A 23,550-nucleotide genomic window follows, 5' to 3' on the forward strand; every position below is an offset into this window, starting at 1 on the left:
TCGACTGGGGCCCCGGCTAATGACTGGTTACGGTCGTTCGACGGGGAAAGGTGCGCGTCCAGGGGGGTTTTGGGCGCACGCGGCCGGGGCGGCACTGTCAAGCCGCGATATGAAGTCGGTCCTGAGATGGCAGTCCTTGCCGTCAGGTCATGGTGTGCCGTTGACCGGCTCCCTACCTTGAGCTCATGATCGGTCGTCTGTCGCCGTTGCTCGGCGCTGTGGTGGTGGTTCTCGGTTCCGGAGCGGCGCAGGCCACGTCGGTCCCTCCGGTGCCGGCGAGGATGGTGGCCCTGGGTGATTCCATCTCGTCGGGCTTCAACGCGTGCGGCTGGTACGTGTCGTGCACCTCACGTTCGTGGTCCGCCGGTGACAACCCCGACGTCTCCAGCCACTACCTGCGGCTGCTGCGGCTGGACCGCGACATCAAGGGGCACAACGACAACCTGGCGGCGCCGGGTGCGACCAGCGCCGACCTGATGGGACAGGTGCGGCGGGCCATCGATCTCAAGCCCGGCTACGTGACGGTGCTGATCGGCGCGCAGGACGCTTGCGTGCGCACCGAACGGGAGATGACGCCGGTGGCCGTCTACCGGCAGCGGCTGGACCAGGCGTTGACGGCGTTGCGCGACGGGGTGCCGGGGGTGCGGGTGTTCGTGTCGAGCATCCCCGACCTGCGGCGGCTGTGGCAGGTGGGCAAGGGCAACGCGATCGCGCGCACGTTCTGGGCGCTGGGGCGGATCTGCCCGGCGATGCTGGCCGAGCCGACGTCGGTCAAGCGGGCGGACGTGGAGCGGCGGGCGCGGGTGCGGGAGCGGGTGATGGCCTACAACCGGGAGGCGGCCGCGGCCTGCGCGTCCCTGGGGGAGTCCTGCCGTACGGACGGGGGCTCGGTGTTCTCCTACCGCTTCACGCTGGACCAGGTCAGCCGGTGGGACTACTTCCATCCGAACTCCGCGGGGCAGCGGGTGCTGGCGGAGCAGACGTTCAGGCGAGGGTTCGACTGGCTGGATCCGCGTTAGCGGCACTGGGCGAGCATGGTGGTCTTGTCGGCCCTGGTCACGGGCAGGCCGTACTTGAGCGCGACCTGCGCGAAGCGGGTGACGTAGGCGCAGCGGACGCGGCGTTGCGGCGGGAGCCAGCCGGCCGGGCCGGAGGCGTCCTTCTGCTCGTTGGCCGCGCCGTCGACCGGCAGCAGGTTGAGCGGGTCGTTGGCGAAGTCGAGGCGTTTGGACATGGGCCAGCGGGGGGCGCCCATGCGCCAGCCGTAGCCGAGCGGCACCACGTGGTCGACCTGGACCTCGTCGGCGCGGTCCTTGTGCCAGTGGATGGTCCGGCCGGTGTAGGGGTCGGCCAGGCGCATCGAGACGACCACGCAGCGCGAGCCGTCGCGGTATCTGATGTCCTGTCCGTCGCGGGCGAGCAGGTCGTCGCGGGTACGGCAGCCGTTGCGGGCGTAGGGGACTCCGGTGGCGTCGTCGGCCCAGTTGGCGCCGTAGCGGGTGCGGGCGTAGCCGGTGGTGGGGCCGCGGCCCTTGACGCGTAACCGCTGGATGAGCCGGCGGGCGGTGGCCTTGTCGGCGGCGGTGGTGATGGGCGCCAGGCCGGGCAGGGTGCCGCTGGCGTTGCCGAGCGGGCTGGCCGCCGTGGCGGGGCTGGAGGTGCCGGAGCCGAGGAGTGCTGCGACGAGTGCGGCTCCCGCCAGGATGGCGACCGCGTCCTTGGTGCTCAAGCACGCCTCCGGGGGTGAGGGAGGTTCTCTAGAGAGGATTTCCCCAGCCTGGTCTGCTTTGACACGGTAAGGCCTTGCGGGCGGCGCGGAGAGGAGGATGTGGCCGTTCCGGTCGGTGAAGGACGTTCCGGTCGGTGAAGGAACGGCCGGGGATGACGGCGGCGGGCGGCCGATGGCCGCCGCGCCGCTCAGGGGCGGCCGAGGACGCCGATCACGGTCTACGGCTCGCCGGCCGGCGTCATGGCCGGACCTGTGAAGCCGGACGGGCCGGGGGTTTGACCCAGGTGCCGTCGCGGCGGGCGAGCAGCTCGCCCAGCAGCGCCTCCCACTGGGCGCCGATGACGTCGGCGTCGTAGAGGCGCGCGGTCTCCACGCCACCCGCGGCGAGTCTGCGGCGCAGCGGCTCGTCCTCGATGACCCGCAGGATGGCGGCGGCGAGGTTGGCGTTGGTGCGCGGCTTGACCAGCAGCCCGTCGGACTCGTGCGTGATCATTTCCTTGGGGCCGTGGGGGCTGTTGAAGCTGACGATCGCGAGCCCCTTGGCCATGGCTTCGAGGATGGTCATGGGGAAGCCCTCGTGGCGGGAGCTGAGCACGAAGATGGAGGCCTTCTCCAGCTCGGCGCCGACGTCGGAGGTGGCTCCCGGCAGCTCGACCACGCCGTCGAGCCCCGCCTCGGTGATCTGGGCGCGCAGGTTGTCCTCCTGGGGGCCGGCGCCGAAGATGCGCAGCTTCCAGTCGGGATGGGCCCGGGCGACCTCCTCCCAGGCGGTGATGAGCCGGTGGAAGCCCTTGAGCCGGGTCAGCCTGCCGACGGCGATGACGACCTTGGCGTCGAGTTTGGCGACGTCGCCGCTCAGCGGCGGCACGGCGTTGGGGATGCGGGCCAGTTTCCTGGGCTTCTTGGTCAGGGTGGCGCGGTAGTCGCGCTGGTCGGCCTTGGTGAGGGTGACGAGCGCGTCGAGGCGGCGGTAGCGCCACTTGATGAGCGCCTGCATGGAGTCGGGCTGCGTGCGCAGGGCGACGTGCTCCTGGCCGATGGTGATGACACCGGGCAGGGCTAACTGGGCCATGACGAGGTTGAGCCCCGGCCGGGTGGCCATGAGCACGCCGGTGTCGAGCGAGCGGATGTAGCGGGCCAGCTTGAGGTCGGTCCACAGGTTGAAGCGATGGTACGCCGACTCGTCCGGGGGGATCAGCTTGCTGGGCAGTTTGGACAGCATCGCGCGCATCGGGTCGAGCCCCGGATTGACCCGGTCGTCCAGATATCGGAACTTGACCCGCGGATCGACGGGAAAGAACGGCTCCTCGGCCTCCCGCAGCACACTGACGATCTCGACGTCGTGCTCACGTGCCAGGTAGCCGGCGACGTTGAACACGGTCCTGATCGTGCCGCCCATGCCGTTGGCGTGCAGGAGGAGGATGTGGATCCGGTCGATCGACGGAGGCGGCGCGCCGCGCTTCTTGCGCCGGTTGTATCCCCTGTACAGCCGGACCATCGCTGACTTGCCCTTGCGTGCCAGTGCGCGCACCTGTGGGATCCCTCCTTGTCGCGAGAGTGTCAACAACACACATGGCCGGTGGCGAGACGTTCTCGCCACCGGCGCTTTCGTATTGGCTCAGATGGAGTGCGCCGTCAGTCCCCGTGGCGCTATCCCCACCTATGATCATTAGACGCCATAAAGGGTCTTAAGGTTGCATGTGCGACTGACGCGGGGCCCACGTGCGGGCGGGCATGGGACGAATAGGTGAACCGGACGGCCGGGACGCCGGCCCGGCCGTCCGGTCATGTCACCGGGTCACGCCTCGTCGGGCTTCCTGGTTTCCTTCTTGATCTCCTTGGCCTGGCGATCCGCCTTCATCGCCTGCTTCTTGGCCTTGCCGGACTTGGCGGACGGTTTCTTCTTGATCTCGGACATGGTTTCCCCCGTGTGGATTCTTGTGCCGATCGGCACACTAAGCCGCTTAATACCCGTTTGACACTGAAACCCGACATAGCATCAATAACCACTCCGAAATGTCACAGCAGGGTCAGTTGTTGCGGCTGGGGCTGCTGTCGACCGGCGGGCCGGGACGGCAGCCGCCTGGCCCGGGCCGGGGACGCCCGGCCGACGCCGTGGCGCGCGGCCAGCTCCTTGACCTGGCCCGTGACGCGCTCCTGGTAGGCCTTGGGCGCGTAGGCGCCTCTGCCGTACAGCTCGAGATAGCGCGGCACCAGTCGTGGGTGCTCGCGCGCGAGCCACGCCAGCCACCACTCGCGCGCCCCAGGGCGCAGGTGCAGCACGATCGGCGCGATGTGGGTGGCGCCGGACGCGGCGATCTCCCTGACCGTGCGCGCCAACTGGGCGGGGGAGTCGGTGAGGTAGGGCAGGATCGGCGCCATCAGCACACCGCAGCCGATGCCGTGGTCGTTGAGCGTGGCGCACACCTCCAGCCGCCGGTGCGGGGCGGGGGTGCCGGGCTCGACCGCGCGCCAGACGTCGGGGGCGAGGAAGCCCGCCGACACGTTGGCGCCGACCTCGGTGACCTCGGCCGCCTCGGTGAGCAGGTCGAGGTCGCGCAGGATGAGGGTGCCCTTGGTGAGGATGGAGAACGGGTTGGCGGCGTCGCGCAGCGCGGCCAGGATGCCGCGCATCAGACGGTAGCGGCCCTCGGCGCGCTGGTAACAGTCGACGTTGGTGCCCATCGCCACGTGGCCGCCCTGCCAGCGTGGCGCGGCGAGCTCCCTGCGGGCGAGCTCGGCCGCGTTGACCTTGACGACGATCTTGGAGTCGAAGTCGGCTCCGGCGTCGAGGTCGAGGTATTCGTGCGATTTGCGGGCGAAGCAGTAGACGCACCGGTGCCCGCAGCCCCGGTAGGGGTTGATCGTATGGGTGAACGGGACCTGGCTGGCCGCCGGAACCCGGTTGATGATCGAGCGAGCCCGGATCTCGTAGAAGGTCATGCCCCTGAACTCGGGGGTGTCGAAGGTGCGGGTGACCGCGCCGCCGGAGAACAGCGGCACGGCCGGATCGGCCTGGCCGCCGGTGGCGGTCAGGCGCAGGTTGTCCCAGCGCATCCCATGATTAGAACAAAGGTTCGACGATGATCGCAAACGCAAAGTGACGGCAATTACCTGCCCAGGCGGGGGCTAATGATCTTCAGGGTTGGGCAGGAAACCCGGACAGAGCTTGCGTTCCGGAGGTGCGTCTATGGCCTGGTCGCAGGATGAGGAGCGGATGCTCGCGCAGATCGAGCGGCATCTGGTCGATGACGACCCCCGGCTCGTCGCCCGGCTGGAGTCGTTCAACGAGCGAGTGCGCCGCAGCGAGGCCAGGGACGGCGCCGACGGTGGCGGCAGGCGAGGGCCGCGCCGCTCCACGATCATCATCCTGATCAGCTGGCTGCTCATCGCGACCTTGGTCGCCACACTCCTGATCATGGTTCTTCAGCACGAGGCGGCCACCCTGACCGCGTCCCTCTGACGACCGTCATCACCCTGCGTGCCGCCGCTCGTCCGGCCCGAGTCATGGCCGCCCCGAGGTCGAAGGGGACGCGGTGAGGCGTCAGAGGCCGCGGAGGAAGGCGGCCGCGATGGGGGCGGCCACCTTGCCGCCCCCGCCGCCGCCTTCCACCACGACCGCGAACGCGACGTCACCCTTGAAGCCCATGAACCAGGCGTGCGAGTCGAGCTTCTCGCCGGTGCCGTACTCGGCGGTGCCCGTCTTGCCACGGGTGCCGGCCGGCAGGCCGGCGGACTTGGCGGTGCCCTTGGTGACGACGGCGGCCATCATGGCGTGCAGCCCCGACTTGACCCCGTCGGGCAGCGGTTGCTCGCCGGCCTTCTGCTTCAGGTCGGGCACCAGGGTGGGCGGCCGCCAGGTGCCGTCGGCGATGGCCGCGGCGACCGACGCCATCGAGAGCGGGCTGGCGGTGATCCGGGCCTGCCCGAACGCCTCGGCGGCCAGCTCGGCGTCGGACTGGGCGCGGGGGAAGCTCGCCTTGGTGGCGGGCACGCCGATGTTCAGCGGCTGGTTGAAGCCGACCTGCTCGGCCGTCTCCAGCAGCTTGGCGGCGCCGAGGTGCTGCTTGGCCAGCGGGGCGAACGTGGTGTTGCACGAGTGGGCGAAGGAGTCGAGGAAGGACAGCGACCCGAAGTGCTCCTTCTCGGAGTTGCGGATCTTCAGGCCGCCCACGGTCGCGTACTGCGGGCAGGTGACTGTGTCCTTGGGCGACAGCCCGGCGGCCAGCAGCCCGATGGCGGTGACGGCCTTGAACGTCGACCCGGGCGGGTAGCGGCCGTCCAGCGCCCGGTTGAAGCCGCCCTGGTTGTTGACCACGGACAGGATCTCGCCCGTGCTGGGTCTGATGGCGACCAGGGAGGTGGGCTTGTCGACGTCCTTGACGGCGGCGACCGCGGCGGCCTGGGTGGCGGCGTCGAGGGTGGTGCGCACGGGTTCGCCGTCGGTGCCGTCGATGGTCGCGAGCGTCTTGCCGCCGGCCTGGATCTCGGTGGTCGGAGTGCCGGCCAGCCGCTTCTCGAAGGTCTCCTGCAGCCCGCCGCGCCCGACCGCCTGGCCGGTCTTGTAGGCGGCGCCGAGCTTGCCCACGTCCTTCTTGGTCGCCTTGTCCAGGTAGCCGACGAGCTGCTGGACCGACCCGCCGGCGGCGCCGGTGTCGATGCGCTCGCCGCCGGCGTCGGTGATCTCGGCCCGGTCCGGCCAGCGCGTCTTCAGCGCGAACGACGCGCCCGAGGTCAGCGACGGGTGCAGGGTCGCGGGTGTCCAGGCGACCTTCCAGGCGCGGTCGGCCACGGTCAGGTCGAGCCTCCCCTGGTAGGTCCACTCGCCGACGTTCTTCAGCTTGACGGTGGCGGTGTAGGGGACGGTGGCCCGGTCGTCGCCCGGGCTCACCTGGCCGAGCTCGACGGTGGTCGACTCGACGCCCAGGCCGGTGCGCATCTGGTCGTAGGCGGTCAGCGGCTGAGGGGTGGCGAGCTCGGCGGTCATGGCCGGCTTGTCACCGGCCTGCCAGGCGGCGGCGAACCGCTGCGCGGTCTCGGCGGGAGTGCCCCGGGTGTGCAGCAGGTAGTAGGCGCCCCCGCCGGCGGCGCCCGCCACCAGCAGGGAGACGCCGGACACGATTGCGATGGTGCGGCCACGCGCCACTGGTCAGCCCCCTGGTCGTCGGCAGCGTTTCCTCGGATGGGTCCCCGAGCTTAGCGGGGACGAATCAGGACATGCCGCTGGCGGCTTTGAAGCTGGCGGCGTAGGTGGGCACGTACTCCTGCCCGGACTCCTTCTGGATCGCCGACATGATCTCGTCGGTGACGCGCCGGCGGTCGCGAGCGTTGGCGTGGTCGCCCTTGAACGTCAGCGGCGCGCCGATGCGGATGCCGATGCTGGCCGGGCGGGGCACCTTGGCGCCCACGGGCAGCACCTTCTCGGTGCCGGAGAGCGCGACCGGCAGCACCGGCGCACCGGTCTTGAGCGCCAGCCAGGCCACGCCGATCTTGCCGCGGTAGAGGCGGCCGTCGGGGGAGCGGGTGCCTTCGGGATGGATGCCGAACAGCTCACCCCGCTCCAGCAGGTCGGCGGCGGCGTCCAGCATCGACTGCGCGGCGTGCGCGCTGTCGCGGTCGGTGGGCAGGCTGCCACCGAGCCGCATGAACCAGCCGGAGACCGGGTTGCCGGAGAAGTACTCGTTCTTGGCGGCGAACGTGACGTGGCGTGGCAACAGCGCGGGAAGCAGGAACGAGTCGAGCACCGAGAGGTGGTTGGCGGCCAGGATGGCCGGCCCCGTCCGAGGCACGTGCGTCGCGCCGGAGATGTGCGGGCGGCACATCACATGCGCGAGCGGCGTGGCGGCGAACTTGACCACTTGGTACAGCAACATGCGCTCCTGATGATCGTTGGTCGGCCACCCCACCATAAAGCAGGCGCCCCGGCTGGGACCGGAGCGCCTACAAAAAACACGTTAAGGCCGATGTGGCGGTCGCCTCCTCGGCGAGATGCACAACACGGCTCCAGCCGAACGGTATTCCGTGAAGGCGGTAATTTGCGGCCCGGGGGACACAGACCACATCGGCCATTCGACTCTAACGGACATCCGGCAGGGCGTATTCCACCTGCCCCAAAGAATCGGTCACGTTCTGGTCCAGTGCGGCTGGACCACGTCGAAGACCCGCAGCTCACGGCCACGCAACGCGACCTCGGCGAACTGCCACAAAATCGCCCCGGTGGGCGCGTGGATGACGATCGACGGCCCGAGCGGCATCTGCAGCAGCTCGCCCCGCCAGCGCGGCACCCCCGGCGCCAGGAACCACTCCAGCGGCACGTCGTGCACCGACGCCACCTCGCGCGGGTCGGGCACCGGTCGCTGCCTGCCGCCGAAGGCCACCACCGGCGTGATGACGAACCCCGAGTCGGTGACGAAGTCGTCGAGCAGCCCCGCCACCTCGACCCCGGTGACCGCGGTCTCCTCCGCCAGCTCCCGCAGCGCCGCCTCGACCGGCTGCTCGCCGTCGTCGAGCCTGCCCCCGGGCAGCGCCCACTGCCCGGGGTTGCGGCCGTGCGGCGCGCGCCTGATGAGGATCGTGTAGGGCCGGCGATCGGGGTCCTCGAGCACGCACACGGTGACGGCGGCGCGGCGGACCCCCTCGGCGGGCGGCACCTGCCTGCGGTCGAAGGCGGACAGGTGGGCGCTGATCAGCTCGCGCAGCTCGTCGATCGGGGGAAGCACCCGCCCAGCCTCTCACGCGCCCGCTCGCAGCTCAGGACACGGTCACCCCATCGCGCCCGGCCCCCGGCAGCCGTACGGTGACGCTCAGCCCGCCCGCCGGGCGCGCCCGGGCGGTGACCGCGCCGCCGTGCGCGTCGACGATCGCGCGCACGATCGACAGGCCGAGCCCGGAGCCGCGCGCCGACCGCACCCGGTCGCCCTGCAGCCGCCGGAACGGCTCGAACAGATTTTCCACCTCGTACGCCGGGATGGGATGGCCGGTGTTGTCCACGGTCAGGATCGCGTCGTCGCCGTCCAGGCGCAGGCTCACCGTCACCTCGCCGTCGCGCACGTTGTACTTGACCGCGTTCTCCAGCAGGTTGAACACGCACCGCTCCAGCAGCAGCGGGTCGCCCACGACGAGGGCCGGCCGCAGGTCGTCGCGCAGGGTGAGCCGCCGCCTGCGGGGATGCGGGTCGAGTTGTTCCAGCGCGGCCCGTACGACCTGCTCGGCGTCGACGGTCCGGCGCACGGCGAGCTCCTGCTCCGACTCGGCCAGCAGCAGCAGCCCCTCGATGAGCCGTTCGTAGCGGGCGTTGGTGCCCAGCAGCGCCCGCGCCAGCGCCTTCAGGTCCGGCGACGCCTCGGGTTCCTCCAGCGACACCTCCAGCACCGTACGGTTGATCGCCAGCGGGGTGCGCAGCTCGTGGGAGGCGTTGGCGATGAACCGCCGCTGACCGTCGAACACCCGGTGCAGCCGGTCCAGCATCGCGTCGAACGTGTCGGCCAGCCGTTTGACCTCGTCCGGCGGGCCGTTCAGCGCGATCCGCTCGTGCAGCGTGCTCTCCGACAGCCGCCGCGCCGTGTCGGTCACCCGGTCGAGGGGGCGCAGCGCCCGGTCGGCCACGAGATAGCCCAGGACCACCGCCACGATCCCGATCAGCATCATGATGACCACGGAGGAGCGCAGCATCTCGTCGAGCACGCCGTCGGCCCGCTGTCTGACGTCCGTCTCCAGCCGCCGGAACATGACGTCGTGCTGGAGGGGCGAGCCGCCGGCTCCCGGAGTGGCCGCCGGGCCGATCACCGTCGACTTGACCGCGAACCGCTCGTTGAGTGCCCGCCCGGTCAGCAGGTAGGTCGACCACAGCAGCAGCGAGCCGGCCACGAAGAACAGGCCGCCGTACAGGAGGGTGAGCCGCATCCGCAGGCCCAGCCTCTTCCACGGCGGCGCGACGCGTCTCACAGGCGGTATCCGCGGCCGGGCACGTTCTCGATCACCGTGGGTGCGCCGAGCTTCTTGCGCAGCGAGGTGAGGGTGACGCGCAGCACGCCGCTGGCGGGGTCGGCGTACTCGTCCCACGCGCTCCTGCGCAGCTCCGCCGAGGCGACCAGGCCGCCGTCGGCGCGCAGCAGCTCACGCAGCACGTCGAACTCCTTGCGGTTCAGGGTGATCTGCCGCCCGTCGCGGGTCACCGTGCGGCGGCCGGGGTCGAGCCTGATCCCGGCCCGCTCCAGCACGGCCGGCCGCGCCCGGGGAGAACGGCGGGCCAGCGTCCGGATCCGGGCCACCAGTTCGGCGAACACGAACGGCTTGACCAGATAGTCGTCCGCGCCCAGCGACAGCCCGCCGACCCGCTCGCTCACCCGCCCGGCCGCCGTCAGCATGAGGATCCGGCTGGCCGGCGCGGCGCATGCCAGCTCGGCGCACACGTCGTCGCCGTGCACCTCGGGCAGGTCGCGGTCCAGGACGACGACGTCGTAGTCGACGTAGCCGGCCAGCGCCAGCGCCTCCTGCCCGTCGTACACGACGTCGACCGCCATGGCGTGCAGCCGCAGGCCCCGCGCGACGGCGTCGGCCAGCTCCTCCTCGTCCTCCACGACGAGCACCCGCATCGGCCACCCCTTTCCCGGTCCGCTGTCGAGCGTGGCGGATCAGGTGTTAGCCGCGAATAAGGAGATCACCGGCTTATCTGCGTTTAGCACCAGCACCGGTGAAGTGTGCATCGCGCCCCGGGCGAACGACCCGCGGCGCGAAGGAGTGACAGTCATGAACGTCCGACCGGTACTGGCCGCGTTGCCCCTGATCCTGGCGCTGGCCGCGTGCGGCGGTGCTCCCGCGAAGCAGGACGGGGTGGCCAGCGCGGCCAGCGGCTCCGCCACGCCCACGGCCTCGACGGCCGCCACGGCGACGGGCGGCGCCTCGGCGCCCACCGATCCGAGGGAGGCCCAGCTCAAGTTCGCCCAGTGCATGCGCGAGCACGGCGTCCCCATGGACGACCCCGAGCCCGACGGCGCCATCAGGATCAAGATGAAGAAGGGGATGGAGCAGCAGGTCGAGGAGGCCCAGCAGGCGTGCAAGCACTTCATGGACGCCGCCATCGGCGACCGCATGGGCAGGCCTGACCAGAAGACGCAGGACCGGGCGCTCAAGTTCGCCCAGTGCATGCGCGAGCACGGCATCCACATGGAGGACCCGAGCTCCGACGGCAAGTTCAAGATCGACATCCCGGCCGGAACACCGGAGGAGAAGCTCAACGCGGCCCACGAGGCGTGCAAGGAGTTCGACCTCGGCGGTGGCCCGCGATGAGGAGAAGCCTCACCCTGGCCGGCGGCGGCCTGCTGGCCGCCGCCGCGGCCTGGACGGGGATGGTCCTGCTCGGCGAGACCGGCACCGGCTCGGCGGAGCCCGCCACGCCGGGCGTCCCGGCCACGGCGCAGATCACCCGGCAGGACCTGGTGGACACCAAGACGGTCGACGGCTCGCTCACCTACTCCGGTGAACGCGAGGTGGGCACCGACGCCGCCGGCACGGTCACCTGGGTGCCCGCGCAGGGCGCGCTCATCCGCCGCGGGCGCCCGCTGCTCAGGGTCGACCGGAAACCGGTCGTCCTCATGTACGGCAAGCTGCCGCTCTACCGGGAGCTGCGGCAGGGCGTCCCCGACGGCCCGGACGTGAAGCAGCTGGAGCGCAACCTCAAGGCGCTCGGCTACGGCGAGTACCTGACGGTGGACGACCACTTCAGCTACGCCACCCACCTGGCGGTCCAGCGCTGGCAGGACGACCGGGGCCTGCCGGAGACCGGCCGGGTGGACGCCGCGCAGGTGGTCTTCCTGCCCGGGGTGGCCCGGGTGACCGACGTCAAGGCGGAGGTCGGGGGCAAGGCCGGCCCCGGACGGCCGGTCCTCACGGTCAGCGGCGTCCGGCGGCTGGTGCACGTCGACCTCGGCACCGGCGACCAGGCCATGGCCCGCCGGGGCGCCAAGGTGACCGTCGAACTGCCCGGCGGCGAGCGGGCCTCCGGGACCATCACCTCGGTGGGCACCGTGGCCGAGAGCTCCGGCGACGAGCGGGACGGCACCACCACCGTCGACGTGGACATCACGCTGGCCGAACCCCCCAAGACCAGGCTCGATCAGGCTCCCGTGGAGGTCGAGATGCAGAGCGAGCGGCACGAGAACGTGCTGGCGGTGCCCGTGGAGGCGCTGCTCGCGCTGCGCGAGGGCGGCTTCGGCGTCGAGGTGGTCGAAGGCGCCGCCACCCGGATCGTGTCCGTGAAGACCGGCGCGTTCGGCGGCGGGCTGGTCGAGATCGAGGGCGACGGGCTGGCCGAGGGCATGAAGGTCGGGGTGCCCGCCTCATGAACGGTCCCTGCCCCGTCGTGGAGCTGCGCGGGGTGTCGAAGGTGTATCCGGGGCGGGTGCACGCCCTGCGCGGGGTGGATCTGACCGTGGAGCCGGGTGAGCTGCTGGCCATCGTCGGGCCGTCGGGGTCCGGCAAGTCCACCATGCTGCACATGATCGGCACCCTGGACCGGCCCAGCGGCGGCACCGTACGGATCGCCGGGTACGACGTCGCGGGGCTGTCCGACCGTGAGCTGTCCGCGTTGCGCGCCCGCCATCTGGGCTTCGTCTTCCAGCAGTTCCACCTGGCCCCCGGCGTCAGCGCGCTGGACAACGTGGCCGACGGGCTGCTCTACACGGGCACCGGACGGCGCGCCCGCCGCGAGCGCGCCGCCGCGGCGCTGGAACGGGTCGGACTCGGCCACCGGCTGACCCACCGGCCGTCCCAGCTGTCCGGGGGCGAGCAGCAGCGGGTCGCGGTCGCCCGCGCGGTCGCCGGGGACCCGCCCCTGCTGCTGGCCGACGAGCCCACCGGCAACCTGGACTCGGCCTCCGGCACCGAGGTGCTCGCCATCCTGGGCGAGCTGCACGCGGCCGGCACCACGATCGCGATCATCACCCATGACACCGAGATCGCCGCCTGGTGCCCGCGCCAGGTCCGCGTCCGCGACGGCCGCATCGTCGCCGAGATGGGCGCCGAGATGGGCGCTGAGGTCCGTGCTGAGGCCGGTGTCCCGATCGGTGAGGGGGGCGGTCGTGAAGCGTGAACGTCAGCGGGGGCCGGCGCCCGCCCGGCTCGCCGTCGCCGACGTGCTGCGGGTCGGGGCGTCCGGGCTGCGCGCGCGTCCCACCCGGGTGGTGCTGTCGGCACTGGGCATCGCGATCGGCATCGCCACCATGATCGCGGTGATCGGCATCTCGTCCTCCTCCCGCGAGCAGCTGCTGCGCCAGCTCGACCGGCTCGGCACCAACCTGCTGACCGTCGCGCCCGGCCAGACCATGTTCGGCGAGGAGGCCAAGCTGCCCATCGGCGCGCTGGCCATGGTCGAGCGCATCGGCCCGGTCCGCACCGCCGCCGCCACCGGCGGGACGGACGCCACCGTCCGGCGCACCCGGCACATCCCCGAGGCCGTCACCGGCGGCATCGCCGTCCAGGCCACCACCACCGGCCTGCTCGCCACGCTGGAGGGCGCGGTGGTGAAGGGCGCCTGGCTGAACGCCGCCACCGAACGCCGGCCCGCCGTCGTCCTCGGCGCCGAGTCCGCCCGGCGGCTCGGCCTGGCCCGCGCCGGGGTCCAGGTGTGGATGGGCGGGCGGTGGTTCACCGTCATCGGCATCCTCGGCCCGATGCCGCTGGCGCCGGAGATCGAGCGGTCGGCGCTGGTCGGCTTCCCCGCGGCGGAGGAGTTCCTCGGCTTCGACGGGCATCCCACGACGATCTACGAGCGGTCGGCCGACGAGGCCGTGGAGGCGGTGCGGGCGGTGCTGCCGCGCACGGTCAACCCGGCGAACCCGGAGGAGGTCACGGTCAGCCGGCCGTCGGACGCGCTGGCCGCCAAGGCGGCGGCCGCGGGCGCGTTCACGAACCTGCTGCTCGGGCTGGGCGCGGTCGCGCTGCTGGTCGGCGGGGTCGGCGTGGCCAACACGATGGTGATCTCCGTGCTGGAGCGGCGCAGGGAGATCGGGCTGCGCCGCTCGCTGGGCGCCACGCGGGGGCAGGTGCGCGTCCAGTTCCTGTCGGAGTCGCTGCTGCTGTCGGCGCTGGGCGGCGTCGTCGGCTCGGTCTTCGGGGCGCTGGCCACCACCGGCTACGCGCTGGCGCGCGACTGGCCGCCCGTGGTGCCGCCCTGGGCCATCGGCGGGGCCATCGGCGCGACCCTGCTCATCGGCACCGTCGCCGGGATCTACCCGGCGATGCGCGCCGCGCGCCTGTCACCGACGGTGGCCCTGACGACCACCTGATCCGTACGGCTCGCCGCTCCCTGCCGCCCTGCCCGGGACTCCGGCCAGGGCGGCGTACGGCATCACGTCATGTTGCTGACCACGAGCCAGCCGAGGACCATGCCGAGGATCATCGTCACGCCGGAGGTGATGGCGGCCCACCTGCCCAGGGACTCGCCCCGGGTGTGACCGACGATGCCCAGCACGATCCCGGCCAGGCCGAACAGGATGGGGATGAACAGCAGGGCCACCGCCGCGCAGACGAACGCGATGATCGACAGGACAGGTGCCGACCGGGCCTGCGGCTGCGGGTAGGGCGAGTCGTAGGCCGGAGGCGGCGGTGGCGGCGCCTGCGACCACTGAGGGTCGCCGGCTCGGGGATCGTCGCCTGTGGGCGGGTTCTGTGGGGAGGTCATGATCTGTCTCCTCTCGAAACGCACCAAGTGGCGGCCCGTTCCACGCGTGATTCACATCACATACCGAAATTACTCCCCATGTCGACCGTATGCGGCAAAGGCCCTCCGTCGCGGTCAGGAAAGCCCCCGGGGCAGCGGCCGGGCGTGCACCACGTCCAGCCGGGAGACCGCCCGGGTGAGCGCCACGTACAGCCGGTTGAGCCCGCGCGGCTCGGCCTCGGCGATCGCGGCGGGCTCGGCCACCACCACGTGGTCGTACTCCAGCCCGTTGGCCAGCGAGGCGGGCAGCACACTGAGCCGGTCATTCACGTCGAGGCCGGCGTCCCACAGCGCGGCCGTCAGCGACTCGGCGTCGGAGTCGGCCGCGATCACGCCGACCGATCCCTCGAAGGTCAGGGCGTCGCGAGCCGCCGCGACGACACCCCGCTCCAGGCCGGTCACACGGGTGACGCGCAGCCGCCCGTCGGAGCGGTAGGAGCGGGTAGCGGGCACGTCGGCGTCGAGCGTGGCCAGCAGCCGGTTGGCCAGCCGGACCACCGCGCCGGGCACCCGGAAGCCCGTGGTCAACGCCACGAACCGGGCCTCCGGCTTGCCGAGCCGCTCCATCACCGCGGCCCAGGATCCGGCGGCCCAGGGGGTGGTGCCCTGCGCCAGGTCGCCCAGCACCGTGACGGAGCCGTACTCGGTGCGCCTGGCGACCGCCCGGCACTCCATCGGGGACAGGTCCTGCGCCTCGTCGACGATGACGTGGCCGTAGCCGCGCGGCCGTTCGAGCAGCCCGGCGATCTCGTCGAGCAGCACCAGGTCGGCGGATGACCACTTGGCGCTCTTGTAGGTGCGCGGCGGGCGGGCCCAGGTGATGGCGGCCCGCTCGCCGGGGGTGAGGACACCGTCGCCGGCGCTGCCGGTCAGCACCTCGAACAGCACCTCCTCGGGGCGTACGGCCGGCCAGACGGCGTCCAGGCAGGGAGTGACGGCCCGGCCGGCCCGGCGCGTCCAGGCCGCGTCGATCGTCCGGCCGCGCGCCTCGGCCTGGCGTTCGACCAGCGAGACCACCCTGGCCCGTACGCGTTCGCGCCCGACCGTGTACGGCAGGCCCTCGCGCCGGGTGTCGTCGACCACACGGCGCAGCTCGCTCTCGCCGACCCGCCACCGGTAGGAGCCGTCGGTCACCACGACGGGCTCGACCGGCCGCCGGACGCGGCGGAACAGGGCCGCGCGCAGCACCTCGGCCATCCGCGGGTCGTGCTTGACGGCGGCGGCGGCCGGGGTGTCGGCCGCCGTCACGGGCACGGCGCCCAGCAGCCCCTCCAGGGTGGTCTGCTCGACGTCGACCTCGCCGAGGGTGGGCAGCACGGCCGAGATGTAGCCGAGGAAGGCCCGGTTGGGACCCAGGACCAGCACGCCGCCGCGTCGCAGCCGCTGCCGGTGCGCGTAGAGCAGGTAGGCGGCCCGGTGCAGGCCGACGGCGGTCTTGCCGGTGCCGGGAGCGCCCTGCACGCAGATCGACTCCTCCAGGCCGGCGCGCACCAGATCGTCCTGTTCGGGCTGGATGGTGGCGACGATGTCGCGCATGGGGCCGACGCGGGGACGTTCGATCTCGGCTGCCAGGATCCGGCTCTCGCCCTGCTCACCGAGCGCGAGCCGTTCGTCCTCGAAAGAGGTGAGCGTGCCGCCGGACCAGCCGAACCGGCGGCGCACCGCGACGTCCTGCGGGTCGCCGGCGCTGGCCCGGTAGAAGGCGCGCGAGACGGGCGCCCGCCAGTCGACGACGACCGGCGGGGCGCCGTGCTCGCCGGAGATGTGCCGCCTGCCGATGTGGTAGGCGCGCCCCGGATGCTCGGCCGAGCCGTGGCCGAAGTCGAGCCTGCCGAAGAACGGCGGGCCCTCCGGCTCCTCGCTCAGCTCCTTGGCCAGGCTCTTGAGATGGCGTCCGAGCCGCTCGGCGCTGTAGCGGTCGCCGGCCACGGTCTCGCCGACGATGACCGTGTCGCGTGCGGAGTCGAGCATCCTGCGCAGCCCGGCCCGGCACCGCTCGACGTACGCCCGCTCCTCTTCGAGCCCTTCCACGGCACCCTCCAAATCGTTAACTCGGTTAAGAGATTAACCAGGTTAACACTTTGTTAGAGTGGGCTCATGACAGGTCTGCGACAACTGCAACGGCAGCGCGTGCGTGAGGCCATCTCGGCCGCGGCCATCTCGCTGTTCCTGGAGCGCGGCTTCGACGAGGTGCCCGTGACGGAGGTGGCCGCGGCCGCGCGGGTGTCCAAGCCGACGCTGTTCAAGTACTTCCCGACCAAGGAGGACCTCGTCCTGCACCGCATCGCCGACCACCAGGGCGAGGCCGCGCGGGTGGTCAGGGAGCGCGCCCCGGGGGTGGACCCGGTGACCGCGCTGCACCGCCACTTCCTCGACGCCCTGGCCCGCCACGACCCCGTCACCGGGCTCAACGACCACCCCGAGGTGCTCGGCTACCACCGGATGGTCTTCTTCACGCCCAGCCTGGCCTCGCGGGTGTTCCACTACATGTCGCAGGACGAGGCGGCGCTCGCCGAGGCGCTGGCTCAGACCACCGACGAGCTGACCGCCCGCCTGCTGGCCGGGCAGGTGCTCGCCGTCCAACGGGTCCTCTCCCGGCGCACCTGGCAGGCCCTCGCCGACGGGCGCCCGTTCGCCGAGGTCGAGGCCGAAGCCGTGCGCGCCGCCGACCACGCCTTCTCCCTGCTCAAGGGGTAGCGGCTCAGCCGGCTGCCCGCCGGAGAAGCCACGGGGCGGCTCACTCGCCCGGTGGCCGGACGGCCCAAGAGGGCGATCACACATCCGGCGGCTGGAGGTGATCAGGCGAGAGGGCGGGACGGTGGCAGCCGGAGGCGGTCGACGGCCTCGCGGCGGGTGCGCTCGGGACGGCGGTCGTAGCGGGCGGTGGTGGCCGGCGAGGAGTGACCGACCAGCGCCTGGGCCGTGGCCAGGTCGACGCCCGCGTCGAGCAGCTCGCCGATGAACGTGCGGCGGAAGTCGTGCGCGGTGCGCCGCGACGCGCCCGCCTGGCCGAGCCGCCGCGCCAGGATGTCGGCGATGCCCTGACCGGTCAGGCCCACCGGCCGGCCGTCACGCAGCCGCAGCCGGCCCGCCTTGCTGATCGGGCTGAACAGCGCGCCCGGCGTGCTGCCCCGCACCGCCAGCCAGCGTTCGACCAGCCCGATGGCGTCGGCCGTCAGGTAGACCATCCGCTCCTTGTCGCGCTTGCCGCGCACCCGCAGCGAGCGCGCACCGGGGTCGTAGTCGGCCAGCGCCAGCCCGCCGACCTCGGCCCGGCGGCAGCCCGTGGAGTAGAGCACCGCGATCAGCGCCGCGTCGCGCACCCCGGCCGCCGAGTCGTCGCAGGCCGCCAGGGCCGCGCCGACCACCTCGGGCGGCACGTGGTGGCCGGTGGGCAGCCGGCTCTGCCGCACCGGAGCCAGGTCCGAGGCGCGGGCGTAGTCCTCGGCGCTGCTCTGGCCGAGCCGCCACGCCTCCTTCAGCACCCGGCGCAGCGCCACCAGATGCTTGTTGACGTACGCCGCGGACCACCCCTGATCGGTCAGCATCGTACGGATGCGGACGGTGTGCTCGTAGCGCAGCAGATGCCACGGCTGGCCCGCGCCCGTGGCCGTCTCGTCGCCGGTGAGCAGGCGGGCCAGCCGGTCGAGGCACCCGCGCATCGTACGGCGCGACTCGGGACTGGTCAGCGAGTCGAGGTAGACGTGGTAGGGGTCGCGCGCCGGCTCGACGGGCGGCGCCGCCAGATCGGTCACGGCGGGCAGGCTCACCCCGCCGATCTTAACGGCGCGCTGCCGCGACCCCCTCGACGTGTCCGGCGGTGGACGCTCTCACCGCCTCGTCAGCCGCCCTGACAGGTGCGTGGTCTCACCGCCGCATGGTCTCAACGCCCCATGGCGGCCACACCCTCCAGGAGGCGGTCGACGTCGGAACGGTCGTTGTAGTGGACCAGGCCCGCGCGCACGGCGCTGCCCGCGTCGCGGACCCCCAGCGCGGCGGTCAGCTCCCAGGCGTAGTTGTGCCCGTTCCACACGTTGACCCGGGCCGCGGCCAGCCGCTCGGCGACCTCCTGGGGGCTCAGCCCGGCCACCGTGAAGTAGGCGGTCGCGGTGCGCCTGGCGGGCTTGCCGTAGACGGTGACGTGCGGCATCGTCTCCAGCCCCTCGACGAGCACGGCGAACAGCTCCAGCTCGTGCGCCTCGGCCGCGGCCATCGAGGCCAGCACCCGCTCGCGGCGGCTGCCCGTGCCCGGCACCATCGCGGCCAGGTGATCCACGGCGGCGGTCACCCCGGCGAGATCGGCGAAGGCCGCGGTGCCGAGCTCGAACCGCTCGGGGACGGTGTCGACCGAGGAGGCCAGCTTGTCCGGCCTGATCCGCTCCAGCAACGCGGGGTCGGCCACGACCGCGCCGATGTGCGGGCCGGACCACTTGTAGGCGCTGGTGGCGTAGAAGTCGGCGCCCAGCGCCCGCATGTCGACCGGGCCGTGCGCGGTGGCGTGCACCCCGTCCACGTACGTCAGGGCGCCGGCCTCGTGCGCGATCGCGCAGATCGCGGCCACGTCGGGGCGGGTGCCGAGCACGTTGCTGGCGGCGCTCACCGCCACCAGGCGGGTCCGTTCGCCGATGAGCTCCCGGTACTGCTCCACCGGCAGCTCGCCGGTGACCGGGTCCACCTCGGCCCAGCGGACCGTGGCGCCCACCTGGGTCCACGGCCGGACGTTCGCGTCGTGGTCCAGCCGCGACAGCACCACCTCGTCGCCCGGCCGCCAGTCCTTGGCCAGGGCGGCCGACAGCCGGTAGGTCAGGGTCGTCATGTTGGGGCCGAGGATCACGCCGCCGGGGTGGCCGCCGACCAGGTCCGCGACGGCGGCGCGGCAGCCGGCCACGATCGCGTCGGAGCGGTGGCTGGCGGGGAAGGCGCCCCCGACGTTGCCGATGCCCGTGCGGTAGGCGCCGGAGATGGCGTCGATCACCGCCTGCGGAGTCTGGGTGCCGGCGGCACCGTCGAGGTAGGCGTAGCCGTCGGTCAGCGCGGGATAGGCGGAACGTACGTTTTCGAGAGGGAAGAGCATGATGCGTTCATGCTCAACGGGGCGTGTCCTCAATCAGGTGAAGCAGGACACGCGTGCCCGTTTCCTTGAAGTGGGGGGCGGAGTCTGATTTGTTCGGGGTCGGAGGTGTGAGTCATGCCGCAGCTGACCGCCCTGGACGCGCAGTTCCTCCAGTTCGAGACGGCCACCAACATCGCCAACATCGCGGGGCTGGGGATCGTCGAAGGCGAGCTCGACCGTGCCGGCCTGCTGGCCCTGCTGGAGGCCCGGCTGCCGTACGTGCCGGCGCTGCGCCGCAGGCTCGCCCACGTCCCGCTCGGCCTGGACCACCCCTACTGGGCGCAGGAGGACGATCTCGACCTCGACTACCACGTGCGCGAGCTCGGCCTGCCGTCGCCGGGTGACGACGCGCAGCTGGCCGAGCAGGTCTCCCGGCTGCACTCCCGCCGCCTCGACCGCGGCCGGCCGCTGTGGGAGATCTACCTGATCCACGGCCTGGCCGGCGGGCACACGGGCCTCTACACCAAGATCCATCACGCGGCCGTCGACGGGATCGGCGGCGCCGACGTGCTGGCCGCGCTGCTCGACACCGGCCCGGTGCCCAGGCCGCCGCCCGCCGAGCCGCCCGAGCACGACCCGCCCCCGCCGGGGCTGGCGGAGATGCTCGCCCGCGGTCTGGCCCGGCTCGCCGGCAACCCGGCGCAGGCCGTGCGGTTCGCCGCCCGCGCGGTGCCCCACCTGGACGAGATCCCCGTCGTGTCCCGGATCCCGGGCAGCGGCACGGTGTCCGGGCTGGCCCGCAGGCTGGCCGGGGCGGGACGGGCGCCCGGGCTGCCCTCGCTGCCCGCGCCGCGGACGCCGTTCAGCGGGCCCGTCTCCGGGCACCGCCGCTTCGCGTTCGTCTCCCTGCCGCTGGGCGAGATCAAGCAGGTCCGCAAGGCGCACGAGGTGACGGTCAACGACGTCGTCATGGCCGTGTGCGCCGGCGCCCTGCGCCTCTGGCTGGCCGCGCACGGCGGCGTTCCGCGCCGGCCGCTGGTGGCCGGGGTGCCGTTCTCGCTGCGGGCCACCGGGATCGAGGGCCCCGGCAACCAGGTGTCGTTCATGACGGCGCCGCTGGGCGTGCACCTGGACGATCCCCTCGCCCGGCTGCGCCAGGTGAGCCACGCCATGCGGCGGATCAAGGAGAGGTTCGCGCTCGCCCCGGCGCCGTGGCTGAGCGAGCTCAGCGAGTCGATGCCGGCCGCGCTCATGGGGCTGGCCTCGAGGTCGGCGTTCGGGCTGCTCGGACAGACCGCGCCGCCCGTCAACGTGGCCGTCTCCAACGTGCCCGGGCCGCAGCTGCCGTTGTACGTGTGCGGGGCCCGGCTGCTCGCCCACTACCCGGTGTCGGTGATCACCGACGTGAGCGGCGGGGTGAACATCACCGCCTTCTCCTACGACGGCTCGCTCGACATCGGCGTCGTCACCGACCGGGCCATGGTGCCCGACGCCTGGGAGCTGACCGGCTACCTGAGGGACGCGCTCGACGAACTGCTCAACGCGGAACCTTGACCCACTCCTCGCACCCGCCGGTCGCGAACCCGCGGTCCGTGGGGTGGACGGTGACCGTCGCCGGACCGTAGGTCTTGCCGGACTCGATCAGGTCGGCGGGCAGCCCGGCGGTGGGAACCGGGCCCACCGGATCCCGGTGGAGACAGGCCCTGCGGGGGCGCGAGGGTAGGTGGTCGTCTCGGAGGGAACAAGCCGGTCAGGATGGTCTCAGCCGTCGCGGCCTGAAGATCGTGATCTCGTCCGACCCGAGCAGCGCGAACCGTTGGGTAGCTTAGGAGCAGGCCTGCGAGGAGGGTGTCTTGTCCCAAGCAGCAGAGGTTCTCGAGCTTGACGAGGTCGGCGGCGACGGCTCTCCAGCCATGAGCACCGACTCGGTCAAGACCTATCTGAAAGAGATCGGCCGGGTGCCGCTGCTCTCGGCCGAGCAGGAGATCGAGCTGGCCAAGCGCATCGAGGCCGGGCTGTTCGCGGCCGAGCGCCTGGACACCGAGCCCGACCTGTCCCGTGAGCTGCGCGACGATCTCGTGTGGATCGCCGAGGAGGGGGCGCGGGCCAAGCAACGCATGCTGGAGGCCAACCTGCGGCTGGTGGTCTCGATCGCCAAGCGCTACACCGGCCGCGGCATGCTCTTCCTCGACCTGATCCAGGAAGGCAACCTGGGCCTCATCCGTACCATCGAGAAGTTCGACTACCGCCTCGGCTTCAAGTTCTCCACCTACGCCACCTGGTGGATCAAGCAGGCCATCACCAGGGCCATGGCCGACCAGGCGCGCACCATCCGCATCCCGGTCCACATGGTGGAGCTGATCAACAAGGTCGCCAGGGTGCAGCGCCGCCTGCAGTCCGAGCTCGGCCGCGAGCCCACGCCCGAGGAGATCGCCGTCGAGGCCGACCTGCCACCGGAGCGGGTCGCCGAGGTGCAGGCCTACGGCCGCGAGCCGATCTCCCTGCACACCCCGCTCGGCGAGCAGGGTGACAGCGAGTTCGGCGACCTCATCGAGGACACCGAGGCCGTCTCCCCGGCGGAGGCGGTCTCCTTCACGCTGCTGCAGCAGCAACTGCGCTCGTTGCTCGACGAGCTCACCGAGCGCGAGGCGGGCGTGATCTCCATGAGGTACGGCCTCCGGGACGGAAAGCCGATGACGCTCGACGAGATCGGCCGCGTCTACGGCGTGACCCGCGAGCGGATCCGGCAGATCGAGGCCAAGACCATGTCCAAGCTGCGTCACCCGTCGCGCGCGATGGCCCTGCGCGACTACCTCGGCTGACGCGGAACGAACCTTTCCGCATCGCCCTCTAGCGTGGGTGCGACCACCCAGGAGGACGATGTGATCAAGTTGTCATGGCCCGAGGTCAGCGCGAGGCGGCTGGCGCGGCAGGGGCTGGACGCCCCGGCCGGCGGCACTCCGGCCGACATGGTCAGCGCCATGTGCGGGGCGCACGCCCAGGTCATGTCGGCGGCCGAGCTGTCGATCGGATCACGCCTCGACGGCGTCACCCGGACCGGCGTGCGCGAGGCGCTGTGGGACGAACGCAGCCTGGTCAAGACGCACGGCCCGCGCGGCACCGTGCATGTGCTGGCCGCCCGTGACCTGCCGATGTGGGTGGGTGCGATGTCGCGGTTGCCGGTGCAGCGAAACCCCTTCCCCGACGATGTGAGGCTGACGCCCGCGCAGGCCGACGAGGTGGTCGAGGCGATCCGCGCCGTGCTCGACGGCGACGCGCTGACCATCGAGGAGCTGGGCGACGCGGTCGTCGGCGCCACGGGCTCCTGGGCCGGAGACCTCGTCATGCCCGCCTTTCAGACCATGTGGCCGCGCTGGCGGCAGGTGATGGCCATCGCGGCGCACCGGGGCGCGTTCGTCTTCGGGCCCGCGCGCGGGCGCAAGGTCACCTACACCAGCCCGCCGGACGGGTTCCAGCCGGTCGACGGAAGGGCCGAGCTCGTCAGGCGCTATCTGACGGCCTACGGCCCCGCCACGCCCGGGCAGTTCGCCCAGTGGCTCGGGGCGCCGAAAACGTGGGCGGCGCGGCTGTTCAAGTCGGCGGACCTGGAGGAGGTCCTGTTCGAGGGCGGGCCCGCCTGGGTGGTGGCCGGTGACACCGGCGTGCCCGGCGACCCGCCGCGTGGCGTGCGGCTGCTGCCGTACTTCGACGCCTATGTGGTGGCCGGCAGGCCGCGTGAGCTGCTCTACCCGGGCGCGGCGGCGGCGCGGGCGCTGGCGGGCGGCCAGGCGGGCAACTTCCCGGTGCTGCTGGTCGACGGCACGGTGGCGGGCGTCTGGCACCAGCGCCGCTCCGGCCGGAAGATCCGCGTCACCGTCGAGCCGCTGCGCACGCTCACCTCGGCCCGGCTGCGCGAGCTCGACGAGCAGGTGGCCCGGGTCGGCGAGATCCTGGAAGGCGAGCCGGAGCTGACCATCGGCCCCGTCACCGTGGGCGCCCACGCCTGACGGGGGGCCGGCCCGCCGGGATCGGTGGACGGGCACTCCCAGC

Annotated in this window: 22 protein-coding genes and 1 pseudogene; 10 read left to right on the forward strand and 13 right to left on the reverse strand. The window is 72.3% G+C overall.

Annotation, left to right across the window (positions count from 1 at the left end; genetic code table 11):
* Nucleotides 1-185 precede the first annotated feature (185 nt).
* Nucleotides 186-1,019 (forward strand): GDSL-type esterase/lipase family protein, encoded by an 834-nt coding sequence (locus AC5L3X_RS20450; protein ID WP_494858811.1) that lies wholly within the window; start codon nucleotides 186-188, stop codon nucleotides 1,017-1,019.
* On the opposite strand, the gene AC5L3X_RS20455 is transcribed toward AC5L3X_RS20450, so the two are convergent.
* The 3 genes from AC5L3X_RS20455 to AC5L3X_RS20465 all read right to left on the reverse strand — a co-directional run bounded on the left by AC5L3X_RS20455 (nucleotide 1,016) and on the right by AC5L3X_RS20465 (nucleotide 4,786).
* A complete protein-coding gene (locus tag AC5L3X_RS20455) occupies nucleotides 1,016-1,729 on the reverse strand; it encodes an HNH endonuclease family protein (protein WP_494858813.1) in 714 nt (237 codons plus the stop codon). The two genes, AC5L3X_RS20450 and AC5L3X_RS20455, sit on opposite strands and share 4 nt — an antisense overlap.
* A gap of 238 nt (nucleotides 1,730-1,967) precedes the next feature.
* On the reverse strand, nucleotides 1,968-3,260 hold the full coding sequence (locus tag AC5L3X_RS20460) for a glycosyltransferase family 4 protein (RefSeq protein ID WP_494858814.1): 1,293 nt from the start codon (nucleotides 3,258-3,260) through the stop codon (nucleotides 1,968-1,970).
* A 488-nt stretch (nucleotides 3,261-3,748) separates the two neighbouring features.
* A complete protein-coding gene (locus AC5L3X_RS20465) occupies nucleotides 3,749-4,786 on the reverse strand; it encodes an Rv2578c family radical SAM protein (protein ID WP_494858815.1) in 1,038 nt (345 codons plus the stop codon).
* Nucleotides 4,787-4,919: 133 nt separating this feature from the next.
* On the opposite strand from AC5L3X_RS20465, the gene AC5L3X_RS20470 reads away from it, so the two are divergent.
* Nucleotides 4,920-5,192, forward strand: coding sequence for a DUF3040 domain-containing protein (locus AC5L3X_RS20470; protein ID WP_494858816.1), 273 nt, complete (start codon nucleotides 4,920-4,922; stop codon nucleotides 5,190-5,192).
* Nucleotides 5,193-5,273: 81 nt separating this feature from the next.
* On the opposite strand, the gene AC5L3X_RS20475 is transcribed toward AC5L3X_RS20470, so the two are convergent.
* From AC5L3X_RS20475 to AC5L3X_RS20495, 5 genes are all read right to left on the reverse strand, one after another.
* Nucleotides 5,274-6,848 (reverse strand): penicillin-binding transpeptidase domain-containing protein, encoded by a 1,575-nt coding sequence (locus AC5L3X_RS20475; RefSeq protein ID WP_494858817.1) that lies wholly within the window; start codon nucleotides 6,846-6,848, stop codon nucleotides 5,274-5,276.
* A 91-nt stretch (nucleotides 6,849-6,939) separates the two neighbouring features.
* Nucleotides 6,940-7,602, reverse strand: coding sequence for a lysophospholipid acyltransferase family protein (locus AC5L3X_RS20480; RefSeq protein ID WP_189122839.1), 663 nt, complete (start codon nucleotides 7,600-7,602; stop codon nucleotides 6,940-6,942).
* Between the two features lie 249 nt (nucleotides 7,603-7,851).
* Complete coding sequence (locus AC5L3X_RS20485; RefSeq protein WP_494858818.1) at nucleotides 7,852-8,448, reverse strand: NUDIX hydrolase; 597 nt, start codon at nucleotides 8,446-8,448, stop codon at nucleotides 7,852-7,854.
* Nucleotides 8,449-8,479: 31 nt separating this feature from the next.
* On the reverse strand, nucleotides 8,480-9,673 hold the full coding sequence (locus AC5L3X_RS20490; protein ID WP_494858819.1) for a sensor histidine kinase: 1,194 nt from the start codon (nucleotides 9,671-9,673) through the stop codon (nucleotides 8,480-8,482).
* Complete coding sequence (locus tag AC5L3X_RS20495; RefSeq protein WP_494858820.1) at nucleotides 9,670-10,323, reverse strand: response regulator transcription factor; 654 nt, start codon at nucleotides 10,321-10,323, stop codon at nucleotides 9,670-9,672. The genes AC5L3X_RS20490 and AC5L3X_RS20495 overlap by 4 nt, the downstream gene beginning before the upstream one ends.
* Before the next feature lie 154 nt (nucleotides 10,324-10,477).
* Between AC5L3X_RS20495 and AC5L3X_RS20500 the strand changes: the two genes are divergently transcribed.
* The 4 genes from AC5L3X_RS20500 to AC5L3X_RS20515 are packed head-to-tail and all read left to right on the forward strand — an operon-like array spanning nucleotide 10,478 to nucleotide 14,013.
* Nucleotides 10,478-11,017: a hypothetical protein gene (locus tag AC5L3X_RS20500; RefSeq protein WP_494858821.1), complete on the forward strand. Its 540-nt coding sequence runs from the start codon at nucleotides 10,478-10,480 to the stop codon at nucleotides 11,015-11,017.
* Nucleotides 11,014-12,072 (forward strand): peptidoglycan-binding protein, encoded by a 1,059-nt coding sequence (locus AC5L3X_RS20505; RefSeq protein ID WP_494858822.1) that lies wholly within the window; start codon nucleotides 11,014-11,016, stop codon nucleotides 12,070-12,072. The genes AC5L3X_RS20500 and AC5L3X_RS20505 overlap by 4 nt, the downstream gene beginning before the upstream one ends.
* A complete protein-coding gene (locus tag AC5L3X_RS20510) occupies nucleotides 12,069-12,818 on the forward strand; it encodes an ABC transporter ATP-binding protein (protein WP_494858823.1) in 750 nt (249 codons plus the stop codon). The genes AC5L3X_RS20505 and AC5L3X_RS20510 overlap by 4 nt, the downstream gene beginning before the upstream one ends.
* Entirely contained in the window at nucleotides 12,808-14,013 is a 1,206-nt protein-coding gene (locus AC5L3X_RS20515; protein ID WP_494858824.1) for an ABC transporter permease, read from the forward strand. The genes AC5L3X_RS20510 and AC5L3X_RS20515 overlap by 11 nt, the downstream gene beginning before the upstream one ends.
* A 62-nt stretch (nucleotides 14,014-14,075) precedes the next feature.
* Here AC5L3X_RS20515 and AC5L3X_RS20520 read toward each other — a convergent pair whose 3' ends face one another.
* Both AC5L3X_RS20520 and AC5L3X_RS20525 read right to left on the reverse strand, forming a co-directional pair.
* Nucleotides 14,076-14,408: a hypothetical protein gene (locus tag AC5L3X_RS20520; RefSeq protein ID WP_494858825.1), complete on the reverse strand. Its 333-nt coding sequence runs from the start codon at nucleotides 14,406-14,408 to the stop codon at nucleotides 14,076-14,078.
* A gap of 114 nt (nucleotides 14,409-14,522) precedes the next feature.
* The gene (locus AC5L3X_RS20525; RefSeq protein WP_494858826.1) at nucleotides 14,523-16,478 is read right to left on the reverse strand and encodes a HelD family protein; all 1,956 of its coding nucleotides are present in this window, start codon (nucleotides 16,476-16,478) and stop codon (nucleotides 14,523-14,525) included.
* A 66-nt stretch (nucleotides 16,479-16,544) separates the two neighbouring features.
* Here AC5L3X_RS20525 and AC5L3X_RS20530 point away from each other — a divergent pair, with 66 nt between their 5' ends.
* Nucleotides 16,545-17,144 carry a TetR/AcrR family transcriptional regulator gene (locus tag AC5L3X_RS20530; RefSeq protein WP_494858827.1) on the forward strand — a complete coding sequence of 200 codons (600 nt, stop codon included), beginning with the start codon at nucleotides 16,545-16,547 and terminating at the stop codon, nucleotides 17,142-17,144.
* 101 nt (nucleotides 17,145-17,245) lie between these two features.
* Here the strand turns inward: AC5L3X_RS20530 and AC5L3X_RS20535 are convergent, their stop codons facing one another.
* On the reverse strand, nucleotides 17,246-18,217 hold the full coding sequence (locus tag AC5L3X_RS20535; RefSeq protein ID WP_494858829.1) for a tyrosine-type recombinase/integrase: 972 nt from the start codon (nucleotides 18,215-18,217) through the stop codon (nucleotides 17,246-17,248).
* 113 nt (nucleotides 18,218-18,330) lie between these two features.
* Nucleotides 18,331-19,521 (reverse strand): cysteine desulfurase-like protein, encoded by a 1,191-nt coding sequence (locus tag AC5L3X_RS20540; protein WP_494858830.1) that lies wholly within the window; start codon nucleotides 19,519-19,521, stop codon nucleotides 18,331-18,333.
* A gap of 114 nt (nucleotides 19,522-19,635) precedes the next feature.
* Between AC5L3X_RS20540 and AC5L3X_RS20545 the strand changes: the two genes are divergently transcribed.
* On the forward strand, nucleotides 19,636-21,054 hold the full coding sequence (locus tag AC5L3X_RS20545; protein ID WP_494858831.1) for a WS/DGAT/MGAT family O-acyltransferase: 1,419 nt from the start codon (nucleotides 19,636-19,638) through the stop codon (nucleotides 21,052-21,054).
* Here AC5L3X_RS20545 and AC5L3X_RS20550 read toward each other — a convergent pair.
* Nucleotides 21,038-21,181 carry an Rv1352/Rv1906c domain-containing protein gene (locus AC5L3X_RS20550; protein ID WP_494858832.1) on the reverse strand — a complete coding sequence of 48 codons (144 nt, stop codon included), beginning with the start codon at nucleotides 21,179-21,181 and terminating at the stop codon, nucleotides 21,038-21,040. The genes AC5L3X_RS20545 and AC5L3X_RS20550 overlap by 17 nt on opposite strands.
* A 235-nt stretch (nucleotides 21,182-21,416) precedes the next feature.
* On the opposite strand from AC5L3X_RS20550, the pseudogene AC5L3X_RS20555 reads away from it, so the two are divergent.
* A pseudogene (locus tag AC5L3X_RS20555) lies at nucleotides 21,417-22,322 on the forward strand (RNA polymerase sigma factor); the annotation flags it as partial.
* A 60-nt stretch (nucleotides 22,323-22,382) separates the two neighbouring features.
* Nucleotides 22,383-23,507, forward strand: a complete 1,125-nt coding sequence (locus tag AC5L3X_RS20560; protein WP_494858833.1) for a winged helix DNA-binding domain-containing protein — start codon at nucleotides 22,383-22,385, stop codon at nucleotides 23,505-23,507.
* The last annotated feature ends 43 nt before the right edge of the window (nucleotides 23,508-23,550 follow it).

The sequence above is a fragment of the Nonomuraea sp. CX421 genome (assembly GCF_059358955.1).

What these genes read in the sequence shown, in the direction of transcription:
- AC5L3X_RS20450 (WP_494858811.1), top strand. Translation starts at nt 186, where the DNA reads ATGATCGGTCGTCTGTCGCCGTTGCTCGGCGCTGTGGTGGTGGTTCTC.
- AC5L3X_RS20465 (WP_494858815.1), bottom strand. Translation starts at nt 4,786, where the DNA reads ATGCGCTGGGACAACCTGCGCCTGACCGCCACCGGCGGCCAGGCCGAT.
- AC5L3X_RS20470 (WP_494858816.1), top strand. Translation starts at nt 4,920, where the DNA reads ATGGCCTGGTCGCAGGATGAGGAGCGGATGCTCGCGCAGATCGAGCGG.
- AC5L3X_RS20480 (WP_189122839.1), bottom strand. Translation starts at nt 7,602, where the DNA reads ATGTTGCTGTACCAAGTGGTCAAGTTCGCCGCCACGCCGCTCGCGCAT.
- AC5L3X_RS20495 (WP_494858820.1), bottom strand. Translation starts at nt 10,323, where the DNA reads ATGCGGGTGCTCGTCGTGGAGGACGAGGAGGAGCTGGCCGACGCCGTC.
- AC5L3X_RS20500 (WP_494858821.1), top strand. Translation starts at nt 10,478, where the DNA reads ATGAACGTCCGACCGGTACTGGCCGCGTTGCCCCTGATCCTGGCGCTG.
- AC5L3X_RS20505 (WP_494858822.1), top strand. Translation starts at nt 11,014, where the DNA reads ATGAGGAGAAGCCTCACCCTGGCCGGCGGCGGCCTGCTGGCCGCCGCC.
- AC5L3X_RS20510 (WP_494858823.1), top strand. Translation starts at nt 12,069, where the DNA reads ATGAACGGTCCCTGCCCCGTCGTGGAGCTGCGCGGGGTGTCGAAGGTG.
- AC5L3X_RS20520 (WP_494858825.1), bottom strand. Translation starts at nt 14,408, where the DNA reads ATGACCTCCCCACAGAACCCGCCCACAGGCGACGATCCCCGAGCCGGC.
- AC5L3X_RS20530 (WP_494858827.1), top strand. Translation starts at nt 16,545, where the DNA reads ATGACAGGTCTGCGACAACTGCAACGGCAGCGCGTGCGTGAGGCCATC.
- AC5L3X_RS20540 (WP_494858830.1), bottom strand. Translation starts at nt 19,521, where the DNA reads ATGCTCTTCCCTCTCGAAAACGTACGTTCCGCCTATCCCGCGCTGACC.
- AC5L3X_RS20545 (WP_494858831.1), top strand. Translation starts at nt 19,636, where the DNA reads ATGCCGCAGCTGACCGCCCTGGACGCGCAGTTCCTCCAGTTCGAGACG.